This window comes from Streptomyces sp. NPDC093221, from assembly GCF_044753885.1.
GTDB lineage: Bacteria > Actinomycetota > Actinomycetes > Streptomycetales > Streptomycetaceae > Actinacidiphila.
On sequence record NZ_JBIVOA010000003.1, the window covers coordinates 282,174 to 299,495 of the forward strand.

Here is a 17,322-nt window from a genome sequence, read left to right on the forward strand (position 1 = left end):
TGAGGACCTCACGTCCGGGGCCGGCTCCCGTCGTGCCCCACCGTCCGCGCGGCCCGCTCGGGACAGCGGTCCGCGCGGACGGCGGGATCCGGTGGCCGCCCGCCGCGATCCGGCGGCCACTTCGGTCCGGGAGTCCGGGCTCGGGGCCCGGCTCCGGGACGCCGGAAGGGTGGTGCCGGGACCGGCGGGTCATGGGCGGCGCGAGCGGCGCCCGGCACCCGTGCCCGCCGGCCGGGCACTACTCGCCGATGTTCTTGATCTCGGCGTTGGCGTTGCTCCACGCCTTGTCCACGCTCGCCTTGCCCTGTTCGACCGAGACCAGGGCGTTGCCGTAGATGTTGCCGATGTCGGCGCCGTGCGGGCCGAGCGGCTGCGGCTTCAGGTTCTTCGCGGAGTCGGAGAAGATCTTGCCGGTGGGCGCGCCGTTGAACATCGGGTCGGTGAGGTTCGCGATGTCGGGCGAGGTCCACAGCGCCTGGTCGGAGGGGAAGAAGCCCTTGTTCTTGAAGAGCCAGGCTTCCTGGGTGGGCGCGGTGAGCCACTTGGCCAGCTCGACGGCGGCCTTGGTGTGCTTGCCCTGCTTGGGTACCGTCAGATAGGAGCCGCCCCAGTTGCCGCCGCCGCCGGGGATGGTGGCGATGTCCCACTTGCCGCCGTCGGCGGGCGGGTTGGCCTTGAACTCGTAGCTCATCCAGGCCGGGCAGGTCACGGTGGCGAACTGGCTCTTGCGGAAGCCGGTGTCCCAGGCGGGGGTGAAGGCGGCGATACCGGCCGACTCACCGTCCTTGATGGCGCCCGCGACCGTGTCGAACGCCTGCTTGACCGCCGGGTTGGACGCGGCGACGACCTTGCCGTCCGCGTCGTAGAACGCCTGCGGCGCCTGGGCGGTCATCGCGGAGAAGACATTGCTGCCCGCGTCGAACCACTTGACCTTCTTGTCCGGGCTCTTGGCGAGGAACTGCTTGCCGGTGGAGAAGTAGGAGTCCCAGCTCGACACCAGCGAGGAGACGGCCTGCCGGTCGGTGGGCAGCCCGGCCTTCTGGAAGAGGTCGGCGCGGTAGCAGAGTGCCATGCCGCCCATGTCGGTGCCGAGGCCGAAGAGCGAGGAGCCGTCCCGGCTGGAGGCGGGGGCGGTCTTGGACGGCACCCACTGGTTCTTGTCGACGCCCTCGTCCAGGAAGTTGACGAATTTGCTCGCCTCTGACTGGAAGCCCGCGACCTGGCCGATCTCGATCGCCTCGATGTCGGCGGTGCCGCTGCCCGCGACCAGGTGCGCGTGCAGGTTCTGGTGGTGGGCGCCCAGGTCGGCGCGGTTCTCCTTGATCGTGATGTTCGGGTGGAGCTTGTGGTACTGGGCGTAGAGGTCCTTGTAGCCGAAGTCCGAGAACAGGTTCACGGTGAGCGTGGTCTTGGCGTCGGCGTCGTCGCCGGAACCGGACTTGGACGTCGAGTCGCTTCCGCAGCCGGTGGCCAGGAGCGCGGCGGCCAGTACGGCGCCCCCTCCCGCGAGCCACGTCCTGCGTCTGTTTCCTGTGTCGCTCATGGGGACTTCCTCGGATTTCTCGGTCTCTGGGCGGACGGGCGGGGCGGCCGGAGGGACCCCGGGGCAGGCAGGAAAAGAACGCTTGGAGAGCGCTCTCCCAATGCCGGTACATTCACGCCCCGCACGGGCGTGTGTCAAGACCCGGTACTCCGATCCGCACCGGATACGCACGTTCCGACGGTGAACAGACCTGCCGATTCAGGATGTTAGAGGGCATAACGAGCATGACATGTCGTCATCTCGTGTCCGATGCCTTGACACCCCGGAAACCGGGACGCAACCATCTGCCCACTGAGAGAGCGCTCTCCCGAATGCTCCATGCCCCGGAACCCGCCGTCCCGGAGAGCCGCACCCTCCCTCCCTCACCTCCCCCCGCAGGAGAATCGGCATGAGAGCCTCACACTCACCGACCGCCCGGTTCAGATCCCTTCCACCGTCGCTGCGCGCGGCCCTTCTGGTGCTCCTCGCCATGGGCCTCGCGCTGTACGCGCTCGCCGTCCCCACCACGGCCGCGCACGCCGCCGACACCCTGCTCTCGCAGGGCAAGCCGGCCACCGCGTCCAGCACCGAGGGCGCCGGTTACCCGGCCTCCGCCGCGGTCGACGGCGACGCCGGCACCCGCTGGGCCAGCGCCTGGAGCGACCCGCAGTGGCTCCAGGTCGACCTCGGCGCCACCTCCACCGTCAGCAAGGTCGTGCTGAACTGGGAGAACTACGCGACGGCGTACCAGATCCAGGTCTCCGACACCGGCACCGGCGGCTGGACGACGATCTACTCCACGACCACCGGCACCGGCGGCACCCAGACCCTCACGGTCAGCGGCACCGGCCGGTACGTCCGGATCAACGGCACCGTGCGCAACAACGGCTACGGCTACTCTCTGTGGGAGTTCCAGGTGTACGGCACCGCGGGCTCCGGCGGCACGGGCGGTACGACCGGCGGTGACAACGGCGGTACGGGCACGCCGCCGCCCGGCAACTGGACCACGGTGTGGAGCGACGACTTCACCGGCGCGGCCGGCACCTCGCCCAGCGCCGCCAACTGGATCACGGACACCGGCACCGCCTACCCCGGCGGCCCCGCCAACTGGGGCACCGGCGAGGTCGACACCGCCACCAACTCCCCCGCGAACGTGGGCCTCGACGGCAACGGCCACCTCAACCTGACGGCCCTGAAGTCGGGTACGGCCTGGACGTCCGGCCGGATCGAGTCCAAGCGGACCGACTTCGCGGCGCCCGCGGGCGGCCAGCTCCAGATCTCCGCCACGCTCAAGCAGCCGGATCCGGCCAAGGCGCTGGGCTACTGGCCGTCCTTCCGCGCGATGGGCGCCGCCTTCCGGGGCAACCCCGGCGCGTGGCCGGCCGTCGGCGAGAGCGACATCATGGAGAACGTCAACGGCCGCTCGCAGCTCTCGGCGACCCTGCACTGCGGCACCGCGCCGGGCGGCAACTGCGACGAGTACAACGGCAAGACCAGCGGTCTGGCCACCTGCTCCGGCTGCCAGACCGGCTACCACACGTACTCCGAGATCATCGACCGCACGAAGTCCGACGAGCAGATCCGCTACTACCTCGACGGCAAGCAGATCTGGCAGGTCAGCGAGTCGCAGGTCGGCGTCGCGACCTGGGAGGCGGCCGTGCACCACGGCGTCTTCGTGGACTTCAGCCTCCGGATCGGCGGCTCCTACCCCAACTCCGTCTGCGGCTGCACCTCTCCGGCCGCCGACACCTCCTCCGGCGGCGCGCTGAGCATCGACAACGTGACGGTCTCCCAGATCGCCGCGGGCACCGTGCCGACCCCGCTCACCGACCCCCCGGTGCCGACCGGCGCCAGCGACGTGCACGTCACGGGCGGCCAGGGCAACTGGAAGCTGACCGTCAACGGGGCGCCGTACACCGTCAAGGGCATGACCTGGGGTCCGTCCAACGACACGGCGAACGCGCACATGCGTGACCTGAAGGCGATGGGCGTCAACACCGTGCGCACCTGGGGCACCGACGCGGGCACCAAGCCGCTGCTGGACGCCGCCGCGCAGTTCGGTCTGAAGGTGGTCAACGGCTTCTGGCTCAACCAAGGCGCGGACTACGTCAACGACACGGCGTACAAGACCAACACGCTCAACGACATCAAGAACTGGGTGACGACGTACAAGAACCACCCGGGCGTGCTGATGTGGGACGTCGGCAACGAGGTCATCCTCACCACGCAGGACCACTACTCGGGCGCCGCGATCGAGCAACAGCGCATCGCCTACGCGAAGTTCGTCGAGCAGGTGACGCAGGCGATCCACGCGATCGACCCGAACCACCCGGTGACGTCGACGGACGCGTGGACCGGCGCGTGGCCGTACTACAAGCAGTACACGCCGTCGCTCGACCTCTACGCGGTCAACTCCTACGGTGCGGTCTGCAATGTGAAGCAGGACTGGATCAACGGCGGTTACACCAAGCCGTACATCGTCACCGAGACCGGCGAGGCCGGTGAGTGGGAGGTGCCGAACGACGCGAACGGGGTGCCCACCGAGCCGACGGACATCCAGAAGCGGGACGCGTACCTGTCCGCGTGGAACTGCATCTCGGGCCACACCGGGGTGGCGCTCGGCGCCACGATCTTCCACTACGGCAACGAGAACGACTTCGGCGGCGTGTGGTTCAACGTCCGCCCGGCGAGCTGGAACCGGATGATGTACTACTCGGTGGCGAAGGACTACGGCGGCACGCCGCAGGCCAACACCCCGCCGGTGATCAGCTCGATGACGGTCGGCAACAGCGGTTCCGTCCCGGCAGGCGGCACCTTCGACGTCTCGGCGTCGGCGACCGATCCGGACGGCGATCTGATCCGGTATCAGCTCATGTACTCCACCAAGTACGTGGACAGCGGGACCGGTCTGCAACAGGTCACGTTCACGCAGACCGGCGACGGCAGGTTCACGGTGACCGCGCCCAAGACGCTCGGGGTGTGGAAGGTGTACGTGTACGCCTTCGACGGGCACGGGAACGTGGGTATCGAGACCAAGTCGTTCCGCGTGGTGGCGCCGACGGTCGGCGGTACGAACGTGGCGCTCGGCAAGCCGACGACCGCGTCCTCGTACCAGCAGACCGGCAACGGGGCGCCGTTCCCGCCGTCGAACACCACGGACGGGCGCTGGGACACCCGGTGGGCGACCGACTGGACCGACGCGCAGTGGCTGCGGGTCGACCTCGGGCAGAACACCGCGATCAAGCACATCCAACTCGGCTGGGAGTCCGCCTACGGGAAGTCGTACCAGGTGCAGGTGTCCAACGACGGCAACACGTGGACGGACATCTACAGCACGACCACCGCGACCGGCGGCGTGGAGACGTTCGACGTCAACGGGTCCGGCCGCTATGTGCGGCTGAATCTGACGCAGCGCGGCACGGCCTACGGGTACTCGCTGTACGAGTTCGGGGTGTACGCGTGACCCGGGTGACCGGGGCGCGCGGTTGAGACCGGGGCGGGGCGCGGCGGGCCTGTGGGGGGCTGCCGTACCCCGCCCCATCTGCGTGTTGTCCGACCAGGACTTAGGGAGAGCGCTCTCCGTGCGTGGTATAACTGGACCATGACGAGCAGCCGTCCTGCCGGGCCCCGCCTGCCCACACTGGAAGACGTCGCGCGGTCCGCCGGGGTGTCGCGGGCGACGGTGTCCCGGGTGGTCAACGGGACGCGCAATGTCGATCCGGAGATCCAGAAGGTCGTCCAGGAGGCGGTCGAGGCGACCGGGTACATCCCCAATCGCGCGGCCAGGTCGCTGGTCACCCGGCGTACGGACTCGGTCGCGCTGGTCTTCTCCGTGCCCGACCACCACGCGGCCGACGACCCCTTCCTCGGGCAGGTCTTCAGCGACCCGTTCTTCGGCCGGATAGTGGGCGGCCTGCTCACGGTGCTGCGCCCGCGCGGCGTGCACCCCTTGCTGATGCTCGCCGACTCCGAGAAGGCGCGGCGCTCGCTGGTGCCGAATCTGCGGCAGGAGCACATCGACGGCGTGGTGCTGGTGTCGATCGCGCCGGGCGACCCGCTGCCGTCCCTGCTCACCGAGGCCGGGCTGCCGACCGTGCTGTTCGCCCGGCCGGCCACGCCGATCCCGATCAGCTTCGTGGACGTCGCGCAGCAGGCGGGCGCGAAGCTCGCCGCCGAGCACCTGCTGGCCCGCGGCTGCCGCCGGATCACCACGATCGCGGGCCCGGCCGACTCCCCCGCGGGCCAGGACCGCCTCGCGGGCTTCCGCGAGGCGATGGCCGAGCACGGCTACGCGTACGTCCCCAGCGTCGAGGGCAGCTTCACGCAGGAGGGCGGCGAGCGGGCGATGAAGCAGTTGCTGTCCGAACAGCCCGACACCGACGGCGTGTTCGTCGCCAACGACCTCATGGCCCAGGGCGCCCTTCTCGTCCTGCGCGACCACGGCCGCCGCGTGCCCGACGACGTGGCCGTCATCGGCTTCGACGACAGCAGCGCCGCCCTGTCCTCCCGCCCCCTGCTCACCACCATCCGCCAGCCGGTGGAGGACATGGCCGCGGAAATGGCGAAGCTCCTGATGGCCCTCATCGACGACCCCGCCCAGCAGACCCGCTCAGCGATCTTCAAAACAACCCTGATCCCCCGCGAATCCGCCTGACGGCGGAGGTCATCAACCGCGCCCGCCACGAATCCGCCCGACGGCGCAGCCCGTTGAGCGCCCACCGGCGCTCGGTACCGGCACTGCGCCGGGCGGCGCCTGACGGCGCAGCCCGTTGGGCGTCTGCCCGGACTTCGCCGCCCGGCACCCGTCGCACGGACACTCCGCCGCAGGCCGCATGACGGCACCGGTCGGTGGGCCAGTCCGGCCCGCCCCCGCAGCGGACGGCGCCCGCGCCCGCCACGAATCCGCCCGACGGCGCAGCCCGTTGAACGCCCACCGGCGTTCGGTACCGACACTCCGCCGCAGGCCACGTCACGGCACAGGTCGGTGGGCCGAGCCGGCCCGCCCCGGCACCGGACGGCGCTCGCGTCCACCACGAATCCGCCGGACGGCGCAGCCCGTTGAGCGTCTGCTGGGACTCGGCCACCCGGCGGCTGTCGTACGGAACTCAGCGGCGGTGCGCCTGGCGGCGCAGGCCGTTGGGCGGATTGGGTCGGGGGTTCGGCGGGGTTCCGGCGCTGCCTCGGCAGACGGGAGATGCCTTGGCGGAATTCCGGGCCGGGGGGCCGTGTCTCGGGGCGGCGGGAGGTCGCGCTCCGGTTCGGCCGACAGCCGCGGGACTCGCGGGGTGGTCGGACACAGGCCGCGCACGGGTCCGGTGCGCGAGGTGCTGGGGCCGGGGTGTCGCGGGGGTCAAGCGGCAGGCGTAGCGGTTGGGTTGGGGACGACGATCGCCGTGGTGACGAGGCCGTTGCGGGTGGTCCAGCGGCCGGTGAAGATGTCGGGGCCGATGTTCTCGGCGAGGAGGGGGCCGGGGATCAGGAGGCGGGCGGTGTAGCCGCCGCGGTCGGGGGCGTCGGGGTCGCGCGTGAAGAGGAGTTCGGCCTCCTCGAAGCCGAGCATCTTGCGGTGGAAGGGATACCACGCCTTGTAGACGGTCTCCTTGGCGCTGAACAGCAGCCGGTCCCAGTGGATTTCGGGTGCTTCCTCGCCCAGCCGCTCCAGCGCGGCGGCCTCCGCGTCGGTGGCGGTGACGACCTTGAGCACCCCCTCGGGCAGCGGTCCGTGCGGCTCCGCGTCGATGCCGAGGGTGTGGACGTCGGAGGTACGGGCGACCGCCGCGGCACGGTAGCCGTCGCAGTGGGTGATGCTGCCGACGACGCCGACCGGCCAGACCGGCGCGCCCCGGTCGGGGTCGCGCGGGATCGGCCCCGGCGCGATCCCGAGCCCGGCCAGCGCGGCGCGGGCGCAGGCGCGGCCCGCCGCGTACTCGGCGCGGCGCTTGGCGACCGCCTTGGCGACGGCCGCGGCCTCCTCGGGGAAGAGCGGCGCACTGTCGAGTTCCGCGCCGTACACGGCCCGTGAGCGGACGGCGGCGGGCAGCAGGTGCTCGATCACCGGCGGACGCCCTGACGTCCGGCCAGTATCCGCCGCGGCCCCGCGGGCCCGGTGTCGCGGCGCCCCCACTCGCGCGGGTAGCCGAGCGAGACCTCGGTGAAGCGGACGCCGTCGCGCCACATCACGCGCGGGATGTGCAGATGCCCGTAGACGACCTCGGCGGCCCGGAAGCGGGTGTGCCACTGCTCGGTGCGCTCGGTGCCGCACCACAGCGCGAACGACGGGTAGCGCAGGATGCGCGTCGGGTCGCGGTGCAGCGGGAAGTGGTTGGCCAGCACCGTCGGCAGCGCCGGGTCCAGCGCCTCCAGGCGCGCCTCGGTCTCGGCCACCCGGACCCGGCACCAGTCGTCGAGGCCCGGCAGCGGGTCGGGGTGCAGGAACCGCTCGTCGTTGCAGATCACGCCGAGGTCCCGCGAGTGCGCCAGCGCCTCTTCCTTGGTGGTGGCACCGGGCGTGCCGTCGCGCCACGTGTAGTCGTACAGCAGGAACATCGGCACGACCGCGACCGGCCCCCGCTCGCCCTCCCACAAGAGGTACGGGTCCTCGGGTGTGATGACGCCGAGGCGGCGGATCTCCTCGACCAGGTGGCGGTAGCGGGCCTCGCCGCGCAGTTGCACCGGGTCGTCCGGCGGGGTCCACAGCTCGTGGTTGCCCGGCAGCCAGATGACGGTGGAGAAGTGCTCCTTGAGCGTGCGCAGCGCCCAGATGATGTCCTCGGAGTTCTCGGCGACGTCTCCGGCGACGATCAGCCAGTCCTCGTCCGTCCCCGGCCGCAACTGCTCCACGATGAGGCGGTTGGCCGCGTAACCGACGTGCAGGTCACTGATCGCGAGTAGCTGCGCCCCGCTGTCGGGGCCGGTCAACGTGCGTCAACTCGTCCGCTAAGTGGTGTAGGCACGCGATCGATTGTCCCAGACGGCGGCGGACGGCACCGGGCTTTCGGGTCCGCGGGCGGGTGTCACGGAGGTGGTTCCCGTCACCCTCGCCGCCGTTTCGCCCGGGCGGCGGCACTGTCGCACCGACACGGATCGAGCGCGCGTCCGTCGCGCGTCCGTCGCGCGTCCGTCACCGCTCAGTCGCGGTCGACCAGCACCGCCGTGCCCTGGCCGACCCCGACGCACATGGTGGCCAGGCCCCGGTGGGCGCCGGTGCGGTTCATCCGGTGCAGCAAGGTGGTGAGGATACGGGCGCCCGAGCAGCCGAGCGGGTGGCCGAGGGCGATGGCGCCGCCGTCGGGGTTGACCAGTTCGGGGTCGACGCCGAGTTCGCGCACGGAGGCCAGCGCCTGGGCGGCGAACGCCTCGTTGAACTCGGCCTCCTCGACGCTGTCGACGGTCCTGCCGAGCCGGGCGAGCACGCGCCGGGTCGCCGGGACCGGCCCGACGCCCATGACGTCCGGGTGCACTCCGGCGCTGGCCCCGGCCGCGTACCGGCCGAGGGATTCGAGTCCGAGGTCGCGCAGCGCCTCCTCGCTGACCAGCAGCAGCCCGGCGGCGCCGTCGTTCATCGGCGAGGCGTTGCCCGCGGTGACCGTCCCGGTGCCGTCCTTGCGGAAGACCGGCTTGAGCGCGGCCAGCCGCTCGGCCGTGGTGTCCTCGCGGATGCACTCGTCCCGCGTGACGACCACGCCGTCGGGCCGGGTGACGGGCAGGATCTCGGCGTCGAAGAGGCCCTTCCCACGGGCCGCGGCGGCATTGCGGTGGCTGCGCAGCGCGAAGGCGTCCTGGTCGGCGCGGCTGACGCCGTACCGCGTGGCGACCTCCTCCGCCGTCTCCCCCATCGCCAGCACGCCGTGCAGTTCGCGCATCCGGTCGTTGGTGAGCCGCCAGCCGAGCCGGGTGTCGTGCGTCGGCATCGTGTGCGGCAGCGCGTCGTCGGGGCGGGGCAGGACGAAGGGGGCGCGGCTCATCGACTCGGAGCCGCCCGCGACCACGATGTCGGCCTCGCCCGCCGCGATCATGCGGGCGGCGGCGGTGACGGCTTCGAGCCCGGACGCGCAGAGCCGGTTGACGGTGGCGCCGGGCACGCTGTCCGGCAGGCCCGCGAGCAGCACGGCCATCCGCGCCACATTGCGGTTGTCCTCGCCCGACTGATTCGCCGCGCCCCAGTAGACGTCGTCGATCCTGGCGGGGTCGAGCGCGGGCACGCCGTCCAGCAGACCGCGCAGCACGGTCGCCGCCAGGTCGTCGGGGCGGACCGTGGAGAGCGCTCCCCGCAGCTTCCCGATGGGGGTGCGGCGGGCGGCGGCGAAGTGGACAGGTCGCATCGCGTGCTCCTCCTGGCGGGACCCGATGGTGCGGGTCGGGCGGCCCCGGGTGTGGGTACGTACCGCCCCCGTAAACTAGCACCGCAAGTTTACGGGGGCGAGGGCCGCTCCCGGCACTCCCCAGCCCCGCCGTTGCCGTGGTCTCACCGTCCCCCGGCGGGCAGCCCGTCGTGCACCCGCAGCAACAGGGCGTGCAATTGGGCCCGTTCGCGCGCGTCGAGCGGGGCGAGCACGTCGTCCTGTACGGCCTCGGCGCGGGCGGTGAGCGCGGCGAGGCGGTCGCGTCCCGCCGGGGTGAGGGCGACGCGGACCCGGCGGCGGTCGGCCGTGTCGCGGGCGCGCTCGACGCAGCCGGACGCGGCCAGTTCGTCGACGACCTTCACCATGTCACTGGGGTCGACGCCCAGCCTCCCCGCCAGCTCCCGCTGCACCTGCGGGCCGAAGTCGGCGAGCGCGGCGAGCACCGCCATGTGCCACAGCCGCAGGCCCTCGTCGGACAGTTCGGCGGCCAGCCTGCCGCGCGCGGCCTTGCCGGTCTTCGACAGCAGATACGTCGTGAGGGCGGCGAGGGTGGGCGGTGTTCCGTGCATGGACCTCATTGTAGGCTGGCACCAATGATGGGTCAGAACCTATGATCCCGTCACTCATCATCCCGTACGCACCGAGTGAGGTCTCCCGATGGACGCGCTCCACCCGCGCCTGCTCGTCGGCCGGTTCGCCGACACCTTCCGCTTCTACGACGCCGTGCTCCCCGGTCTCGTCGGCGCCGCGCTGACCCGCGGCGGCGAGAGCGGCCCCTACGCGAGCTGGGACGTCGGCGCCGAGGGCGTCCTCTCCCTCTTCGACCGGGCCGCGATGGCCGAGGTGACGGGCGGCACCGACCTGTCCGCCGACCCGCCGCCCGCCCGAAACCGGGCCGTGCTGGTCAGCCGGGTGCCGGACGTCACCGCCGGGTACGAGCTGTGCCTGCGGCACGGCGGACGGCCGGTCGCTCCCCCGGCCGACCGCCCCGAGTGGGGCCCGTCGATGCGGACCGCGCATCTGCGCGACCCGGACGGCAACCTCCTGGAACTCCAGTCGTACTGATCCGGCGTACGGCCGGTCCCGCCGGGGTCCTCAGCCGCCCAGCAGCGCTCAGTGCGCTCAGACGCTCTGAGCCATCAGCCAGGGTCCGACGCAGGACTCGCGGGTCACACGGGCGCCGCTGAGCCGTCCGCGGGACGCCGGGAACCCCTCACCCGTCTTCGGGACCCCGCCCACCCCTCAGCCGTCCTCCGGACGCCGGGCGCCGCCGCGCGGACGCGGGGTCCCGCCGGGCCGGCCGCCGTCGCCGGGCCGCGCGCTGCCATGCAGCAGCCGTTCCAGCTCGCGCCGGTCGCGCTTGGTCGGCCGTCCGGTGCCGCGGTCGCGCAGGCCCAGCGCCAGGACGTCCTCGCGCGGGGGCGGCGGCGGGCTGTTGTCCACGAAGCACTCGGCCGCCGCGGGCGCGCCGACCCGCTTGCTCAGCACCTTGGAGACGACCACGATCCGCTCGCGGCCCGCGTGGTGCAGCCGTACCTCGTCGCCGACGCGTACGGCCTGGGCGGGCTTCACGCGCTCGCCGTTCACCCGGACGTGTCCGGCCCTGCACGCCGCGGCGGCGATCGAGCGTGTCTTGGTCAGCCGTACGCACCAGATCCAACTGTCCACCCGTACGCTCCCGCCGCCCGCGGGCTTCCCCTCGTCACCAGCCATGCCTCCGAGCCTACGACGTGGTCCGCTCCCGTCACCCCTGGTTTCCCGCTCACCTGGGCGGACGGCTGCGCGTGCGGGGTGCGCGGCGCAGTGTGAGGGTGCTGGTGCGACTACCGTCGGTGAGACCGGTCCCGTGACCGAGGAGGCGGCGCCGCCCGCTCCGATCGACGCGGCGGGGGCGTGGACAGTCAGGCAGGTGGTGCTGCTGGTCCGGGTGGTCGGGCACGCCAACTTCAATCTGATCGCGGCCCGGCACCGGCTCCATCGCCAAGCGGCTGCCGGCCGAGGACCTGTCGCACGAACCGCCGGTGGCGAAGGTCCGCTCGGCCGCGTGACCGCCCGGGCGCGTCCGGGCGGTCAACGGCCCAGCATCGCACCGCCGTTGACGTGCAGGATCTGTCCCGTGGTGTACGCGGCCTCGGGCGCGGCCAGGTGCTTGATCGCGGCGGCGATCTCGCTGGGCCTGCCGGGGTTGCCGGTCAGCGTCTGGGCGACGCGGGAGGCGATGAACCCCGGGGTGCCGCGGTCGCCGAAGAACTCGGTGTCGCCGACGAAGCCGGGCGCCACCGCGTTGACGGTGATGCCGTCCTTGCCGAGCCGCTGGGCGAGTTCGAAGGTGTAGGCGTGCACGGCCGCCTTCGCGCCGCCGTACGAGCCGGGGCCGCGTACCGCCGCGATCGAGGACAGGTGGACGATCCGCCCGCCGGGCCGCCGTACGGACGGCAGCAGCGCCTCGGTGAGCAGGACGGCCGTCAGGACGTTGGCGGCGAAGTTGCGCCGGTAGCCGTCGGCGATGCCCTCCAGGGTGCCGTCGTCGTCGAAGGCGGCGTTGCCGCCCGCGTTGGTGACGATGACGTCCACGGGGCCCTCGGCGGTGATGAACGCGGCTGCCGCGCGCACCTGTTCCGGCTCGGTGAGGTCGGCGGCGAAGAGGTCGACGCGCCCCTTGCCGTACTCCTCGTTCAGTTCCTCGGCGGCGGCGCGCAGGACGCCCTCGCGGCGGCCGAGGACGGTCACCCGGTCGCCGTCGGCGGCGAAGGCCGCCGCGGTGGCCCGTCCGATTCCGGTCCCGCCGCCCGACACCACCACGCGACGCTGCTGCTGCTCTGCCACGGTCCCCGCTCTCCGCCTCACTCCGAGGCGTTCTTTCATCTGAATAGCAGTCACATACGGGCACGACGCTAGGCAGCGCGGGCGGCCGGTGTCAACCGACTTCCCTGACGCGGGCGGGAGGATCAACTCCACTTCATGGAATGATCGTTAAGTACGATTTAACAGCGCGCTCACACATGCCTCGACGGCACCAGGAAGGGGGCCTGCATGGAGCGGTACGAGATGGAGACGTTCCTGACCCTCGCCGAGGAGCTGCACTTCGGGCGGACCGCCATGCGGCTGCGGGTGACCACGGCCCGGGTCAGCCAGGTGATCAGCAAGCTCGAACGCCGTGTCGGGGCGCCGCTGTTCGAGCGCACCAGCCGCAGCGTGGTGCTGACCCCGATCGGGCGGCGCCTCCACGACGACCTGCGGCCCGCGTTCGAGCGGCTGGAGGCGGCGCTGGCGACGGCCGTGGCCGAGGGGCGCGGGGTGACCGGGCTGCTGCGGGTGGGCTTCGTGGGCGCGGCGGCGAGTCAGCTGCTGGTCAGGGCGACCGAGCGGTTCCGTACCCGGCATCCGGGCTGCGAGGTGGAGATCCGCGAGGTCCAGATGACCGAGGCGCTGGAACGGCTGCGCGCCGACGCGCTGGAGGTGCTGATCGCCTGCCTGCCGCTGTCGGGCCCGGATCTGGCCAACGGTCCCGTGCTGCTGTCGGAGCCGCGCATGCTGGCGGTCCCCGCCACGCATCCTTTCGCCCAGCGCGGCACGGTCTCGGTGGAGGATCTGGCGCGCACCGAGGTGCTGCAAGCGCCGTGCTCGCTGCCCGACTACTGGCGCGAGCCGGGGACGCCGCAGCAGACCCCGGCGGGCCTGGCGATCCCGGTCGGCCGCTCGGCGGCGACCTTCCAGGAGGTGCTGACCCTGGTCGGGGCGGGCCAGGGGGTCTTCCCGGTGGGCGCGCACGCCACCCGGTTCCCCGCCCGCCCCGACGTCGTCTACGTCCCCTTCCACGACACGCCGCCGCTGGACTGGGGTCCGGTGTGGCGGGCGTCCCGCGCCACCGCCAGGATCCGCGCCTTCACCGAGGCGGCGGCGGCCGACCAGATGGCGTAGCGCCGTACCCGGCCGCGCGGGCCGTGCCGACGGGCCGCCGCCTTGCGTACGGTCAGCGGGCGTAGACGGCCACGAAGTCGCGGGTGGCCTGGGTGTAGTAGCGGTCCGGCGGGTCCTCGAAGTCGAGGATGTTGGTGGGTTTCGGGTCGGCCGGATTCTTGCCGCTGTCGTAGGACATGAAGGACGGCCACGCGCGGTTCATGTCCAGCGGCATGGCGCGGACCGCCCCGGCGTGCTGCATCAGTTCGGCGAGGGTCCGCGCGGACAGGGCCTGGCCGACCACCATGATGATGTCGCCCTGCGCGGTGATGCCGACGCCCGAGCGCTCGACGAACATCTTGCTCTGGTCGGTGACACCCCACTTGGAGTCGTCGCCGATGTCGGGCACCACCCGGCCGTCGTCGACCATCAGCTCCAGGCACTGGCGTACGCCGACGACGTCCTTGGTCATGTGCACATCGCGGCCCCAGACCCCGATGCGGATCGAGCCGTCCTTGTAGAAGACCTCGGACGCGGTGCCGTCGCGCAGGTCGCCCGCCGTCTGTCCGTTGAGGTAGAAGCCGCCGCGCGAGCCGCCGTCGGTGACCCGGAAGCCGCCGTTCCAGGTGGCGACCAGACCGGTGCGCTGTCCCTTGGGGATGTTGGGCGGTACGGAGAAGGTGCCGCCGGGCTCGCGGAATCCGGGGTGGAGCTGGAAGCGCGCGTGCTTGCCGCTGATCCAGGCGACGGCCGCCTCGTACGAGGTGTGGTCGCCGTCCGGCCTGACGTACGTCCCCTGGACGATCGGCTGGCCGTGGGCGCTGGACAGGGTGCGGAAGACGCCCTCGCCCGGCAGGCCGGGGGTGACCAGCGGGCGCATCGGGGCGCGCAGCGGGATGACCGGCGCCGCGGGGGCCGCGGGCGCTCCCTCCGGCGCGGTGCCCGCGGCGGTGGTGGCGGGCGCGGTGGCCTTCATCCGGGCCAGCGCGTCGGCCGACAGCGAGCCGCCGACCTTCGGCGGGTCCATCTTGTACTGGACGTCCTCCAGCTTGTTGACCACGAAGCCCAGCTCGTGGTCGCGGGCCCACTCGGCGAGCCTGGCCACGTTGCTGTCCTTGCCGGGGTAGGTCAGCGCCTGGCCGACCGACCAGCCCACGGTGCCGACGCACACCACGCAGACGCCGAGCGCGCCGCGGGTGACCAGCCGGCGGCGGCGGAGCTGCGTCGGGGTCAGATCCCGTTTGTGCTTCCACGGCAGCAGTCGTCTGCGGCGCGTGCGTCCGCCGCCGTCCGCCGCTTCCGCGGAGTCGGCGCCGTCGCGCGGTTCCGCGATCCGGCCGCCCGTCTGCTGGGTCATGACACTCCTCGCCCTCGCTCCTACCGCCCCTGTCGCCTGCGCGACCCGGGGGACCTTTAAGCATATTTTCATATGCTATGACCGTTCTGCGATCAGCCCAATCGCGGCACGCCCGGAACCACCCGACCGCCGGACCCTTCTGACGGCCGATCAGCGGTGCGGGTTTCCTGAAGGCGGGCGCGTACTCCACCGGGAGCAGCGCGACCGCCTCCCGCGCGACGACGCGGCGCGCCCCGTCCGCCGCCTACCGTGAGCGCGTCCCGGCCGCGCCGCGTCCGGGACTCCCCGGCCGGGAGCGCCGCCGGGGTCCCCTCGGTCAGGAGTCCCGCGCCATGTCCGCCACGGCAGCAGCAGTCGTCCCGCCGCCCGGCCGCCTCCCCGTGCGCGGCGCCGAGCGGGCGGCGTACGCGGTCGGCGCCGCGCTCATCGTGTCGGGCCTGTTCCACCTGGGGGTCTTCGCGGTGGACGGCGGACCGTGGGACGGCCCGGTCTCCTGGCGCAAGCCCTTCACCTTCGGGGTGTCCTTCGGCCTGACCCTGATCGCGCTCGCCCGGGTGACCTCGTACGTGCGGATCGGCGAGCGGACCCGCTCCACGCTGCTCGCCCTCTTCGCGGCCGACTGCGTCCTGGAGGTCGCCGGGATCACCGTGCAGGCGTGGCGGCACGTGCCCTCGCACTTCAACGTGGAGACGCCGGTGAACTCCGCCGTCGCCATGTCGCTGGCCGTCGGCGGCGCGCTGCTCGTCGTGGTCCTCACCGCCTTCGCGGTCGCCGCCTTCCGCGCCCGGCCCGCCGGACCCGCCGGAATGCCGCTCGCGCTGCGCGCCGGATTCGCGCTGCTGCTGGTCGGCCTGCTCTCGGGCGCCGCGATGATCGCCCGCGGGGTCGTCGACACCAGGACCGGCGACCAGCAGGCCGCGTACCACTCGACCGGCGCCCTCAAGCCGCTGCACGCAGTGAGCCTGCACGCGGTCCTCGTACTCCCCGCGCTGGCCTGGCTGTTGGCCCGTACGCCCTGGTCGGAGTCCGTCCGGCGGCGGATCGTGCTCGCCGCCGTGTGGGCCTACGCGGCCGCCGCCGTGGGCGCGCTCGGCTGGGGACTGGCGACCGCGTAGGGTTCGGCCCCACGGAAGGCGACCACGGGGAGGGGCGGATGGCACCGCTGACGCGGGACGACACGGTGGCCGGAGCGCTGGAGCGCGCCGGAATCCCGGCGGCCGGGATCGCCGGACACGCGCCGCTCCAGGGCGGCACGTACAACGCGATGCACCGCGTCGAACTCACCGACGGCGCCGTCCTCGTGCTCAAGGTCCCGCCGCCGTCGCGGGTCCCGAAGCTCGGCTACGAACGCGAACTGCTGTGCGGCGAGGCCCGGTTCTACGAGGGCGCCGCCACGGCGGGGGTGCCCGCGCCGCGCGTGGTGCACGCCGAGTACGACGACGGGAGCGAACAGGCCGCTCCCTTCCTGCTGATGACGCACTGCCCCGGTGTCACCTGGTCGGCGGCGGGAGAGGCCGCGGAGGGCGTCGGCGAGGCCGAGAGCGCGCGGCTGTGGCGGGAGACCGGCGGCCTGCTGGCCCGGCTGCACTCGGTGCGCGGACCGGCCTTCGGCTACCCGGCGCAGACCCTCGCCCCGCTCGACTCCCGCTGGCGGCCCGCCTTCACGGCGATGACCGACGCCGTCCTGGCCGACGCGGAGCGGTACGGACCCTGGCTGCCGCTGCCGGTCGCCGAGATCCGCGCCGCGCTGGCGACGGCGGCGCCCGTGCTCGACGAGGTCACCGAGCCCGCGCTGGTCCACTTCGACCTGTGGCCGGGCAACATCCTGCTCCACGGTCCCGCGGGCGCCCGTACGGTCAGCGGTCTCATCGACGGCGAGCGGATGTTCTGGGGCGACCCGCTGGCGGACTTCGCGTCGCTGTCGATCGGGCGCGACGACATCGAGCGCGACTCCGCCTTCCTCGCCGGATACGGCGCGGGCGGCGGGCGTACGGACTTCGACGCGGCGGCCCGGCGGCGGATCGCGCTGTACCGCTGCTACCTCTTCCTGATCATGCTCGTCGAGGTGGTGCCGCGAGGGACCGGGGGCGAGCATCTGGCATGGGTGAGGCAGTACACGGGACCGCGGCTGGAGGCGGCGCTGCGGACCGCGGCGGGGTGACGTGCCGGGCCCCGCGACGAGGGGCCGCGGCCGAAGTCGG

At 72.6% G+C, this 17,322-nt stretch carries 14 protein-coding genes; 6 read left to right on the forward strand and 8 right to left on the reverse strand.

The genetic code is table 11. The annotated features are described in order from the left end of the window. Positions 1–238 precede the first annotated feature (238 nt). Entirely contained in the window at positions 239–1,543 is a 1,305-nt protein-coding gene (locus ACIQCJ_RS13265; protein ID WP_355341763.1) for an extracellular solute-binding protein, read from the reverse strand. Positions 1,544–1,931: 388 nt separating this feature from the next. Here ACIQCJ_RS13265 and ACIQCJ_RS13270 point away from each other — a divergent pair, with 388 nt between their 5' ends. Continuing rightward, a complete protein-coding gene (locus tag ACIQCJ_RS13270; protein WP_402711417.1) occupies positions 1,932–4,985 on the forward strand; it encodes a discoidin domain-containing protein in 3,054 nt (1,017 codons plus the stop codon). A 138-nt stretch (positions 4,986–5,123) separates the two neighbouring features. Beyond that, on the forward strand, positions 5,124–6,176 hold the full coding sequence (locus ACIQCJ_RS13275) for a substrate-binding domain-containing protein (RefSeq protein ID WP_391045798.1): 1,053 nt from the start codon (positions 5,124–5,126) through the stop codon (positions 6,174–6,176). A 696-nt stretch (positions 6,177–6,872) separates the two neighbouring features. Here the strand turns inward: ACIQCJ_RS13275 and ACIQCJ_RS13280 are convergent. The 4 genes from ACIQCJ_RS13280 to ACIQCJ_RS13295 form a co-directional block, all read right to left on the reverse strand. Continuing rightward, positions 6,873–7,577 carry a 4'-phosphopantetheinyl transferase superfamily protein gene (locus ACIQCJ_RS13280; RefSeq protein WP_391163193.1) on the reverse strand — a complete coding sequence of 235 codons (705 nt, stop codon included), beginning with the start codon at positions 7,575–7,577 and terminating at the stop codon, positions 6,873–6,875. After that, entirely contained in the window at positions 7,574–8,440 is an 867-nt protein-coding gene (locus ACIQCJ_RS13285) for a metallophosphoesterase family protein (protein WP_402711418.1), read from the reverse strand. Before ACIQCJ_RS13285 ends, ACIQCJ_RS13280 begins: the two co-directional genes overlap by 4 nt. 209 nt (positions 8,441–8,649) lie before the next feature. Next, a complete protein-coding gene (locus tag ACIQCJ_RS13290; protein WP_402711419.1) occupies positions 8,650–9,843 on the reverse strand; it encodes a thiolase family protein in 1,194 nt (397 codons plus the stop codon). A 143-nt stretch (positions 9,844–9,986) separates the two neighbouring features. Then, positions 9,987–10,433: a MarR family winged helix-turn-helix transcriptional regulator gene (locus ACIQCJ_RS13295; protein ID WP_402711420.1), complete on the reverse strand. Its 447-nt coding sequence runs from the start codon at positions 10,431–10,433 to the stop codon at positions 9,987–9,989. 88 nt (positions 10,434–10,521) lie between these two features. Here ACIQCJ_RS13295 and ACIQCJ_RS13300 point away from each other — a divergent pair, with 88 nt between their 5' ends. Further along, on the forward strand, positions 10,522–10,929 hold the full coding sequence (locus ACIQCJ_RS13300; protein ID WP_402711421.1) for a VOC family protein: 408 nt from the start codon (positions 10,522–10,524) through the stop codon (positions 10,927–10,929). A gap of 177 nt (positions 10,930–11,106) precedes the next feature. Here ACIQCJ_RS13300 and ACIQCJ_RS13305 read toward each other — a convergent pair whose 3' ends face one another. Together ACIQCJ_RS13305 and ACIQCJ_RS13310 are read right to left on the reverse strand one after the other, a co-directional pair. Further along, on the reverse strand, positions 11,107–11,577 hold the full coding sequence (locus ACIQCJ_RS13305; RefSeq protein ID WP_401308308.1) for an RNA-binding S4 domain-containing protein: 471 nt from the start codon (positions 11,575–11,577) through the stop codon (positions 11,107–11,109). A gap of 357 nt (positions 11,578–11,934) precedes the next feature. Then, on the reverse strand, positions 11,935–12,690 hold the full coding sequence (locus ACIQCJ_RS13310) for an SDR family oxidoreductase (protein WP_391045812.1): 756 nt from the start codon (positions 12,688–12,690) through the stop codon (positions 11,935–11,937). Positions 12,691–12,897: 207 nt separating this feature from the next. On the opposite strand from ACIQCJ_RS13310, the gene ACIQCJ_RS13315 reads away from it, so the two are divergent. Beyond that, positions 12,898–13,785, forward strand: a complete 888-nt coding sequence (locus ACIQCJ_RS13315; RefSeq protein ID WP_355341738.1) for a LysR family transcriptional regulator — start codon at positions 12,898–12,900, stop codon at positions 13,783–13,785. A gap of 52 nt (positions 13,786–13,837) precedes the next feature. Here the strand turns inward: ACIQCJ_RS13315 and ACIQCJ_RS13320 are convergent, their stop codons facing one another. Continuing rightward, on the reverse strand, positions 13,838–15,121 hold the full coding sequence (locus ACIQCJ_RS13320) for a phosphodiester glycosidase family protein (RefSeq protein ID WP_355341735.1): 1,284 nt from the start codon (positions 15,119–15,121) through the stop codon (positions 13,838–13,840). Positions 15,122–15,453: 332 nt separating this feature from the next. Between ACIQCJ_RS13320 and ACIQCJ_RS13325 the strand changes: the two genes are divergently transcribed. Both ACIQCJ_RS13325 and ACIQCJ_RS13330 read left to right on the forward strand, forming a co-directional pair. Further along, a complete protein-coding gene (locus ACIQCJ_RS13325; RefSeq protein ID WP_402711422.1) occupies positions 15,454–16,236 on the forward strand; it encodes a hypothetical protein in 783 nt (260 codons plus the stop codon). Positions 16,237–16,274: 38 nt separating this feature from the next. Continuing rightward, on the forward strand, positions 16,275–17,282 hold the full coding sequence (locus ACIQCJ_RS13330; protein WP_402711423.1) for a phosphotransferase family protein: 1,008 nt from the start codon (positions 16,275–16,277) through the stop codon (positions 17,280–17,282). Positions 17,283–17,322 lie beyond the last annotated feature (40 nt).

What these genes read in the sequence shown, in the direction of transcription:
- ACIQCJ_RS13275 (WP_391045798.1), top strand. Translation starts at nt 5,124, where the DNA reads ATGACGAGCAGCCGTCCTGCCGGGCCCCGCCTGCCCACACTGGAAGAC.
- ACIQCJ_RS13265 (WP_355341763.1), bottom strand. Translation starts at nt 1,543, where the DNA reads ATGAGCGACACAGGAAACAGACGCAGGACGTGGCTCGCGGGAGGGGGC.
- ACIQCJ_RS13330 (WP_402711423.1), top strand. Translation starts at nt 16,275, where the DNA reads ATGGCACCGCTGACGCGGGACGACACGGTGGCCGGAGCGCTGGAGCGC.
- ACIQCJ_RS13315 (WP_355341738.1), top strand. Translation starts at nt 12,898, where the DNA reads ATGGAGCGGTACGAGATGGAGACGTTCCTGACCCTCGCCGAGGAGCTG.
- ACIQCJ_RS13270 (WP_402711417.1), top strand. Translation starts at nt 1,932, where the DNA reads ATGAGAGCCTCACACTCACCGACCGCCCGGTTCAGATCCCTTCCACCG.
- ACIQCJ_RS13305 (WP_401308308.1), bottom strand. Translation starts at nt 11,577, where the DNA reads ATGGCTGGTGACGAGGGGAAGCCCGCGGGCGGCGGGAGCGTACGGGTG.
- ACIQCJ_RS13300 (WP_402711421.1), top strand. Translation starts at nt 10,522, where the DNA reads ATGGACGCGCTCCACCCGCGCCTGCTCGTCGGCCGGTTCGCCGACACC.
- ACIQCJ_RS13295 (WP_402711420.1), bottom strand. Translation starts at nt 10,433, where the DNA reads ATGCACGGAACACCGCCCACCCTCGCCGCCCTCACGACGTATCTGCTG.
- ACIQCJ_RS13290 (WP_402711419.1), bottom strand. Translation starts at nt 9,843, where the DNA reads ATGCGACCTGTCCACTTCGCCGCCGCCCGCCGCACCCCCATCGGGAAG.
- ACIQCJ_RS13320 (WP_355341735.1), bottom strand. Translation starts at nt 15,121, where the DNA reads ATGACCCAGCAGACGGGCGGCCGGATCGCGGAACCGCGCGACGGCGCC.
- ACIQCJ_RS13325 (WP_402711422.1), top strand. Translation starts at nt 15,454, where the DNA reads ATGTCCGCCACGGCAGCAGCAGTCGTCCCGCCGCCCGGCCGCCTCCCC.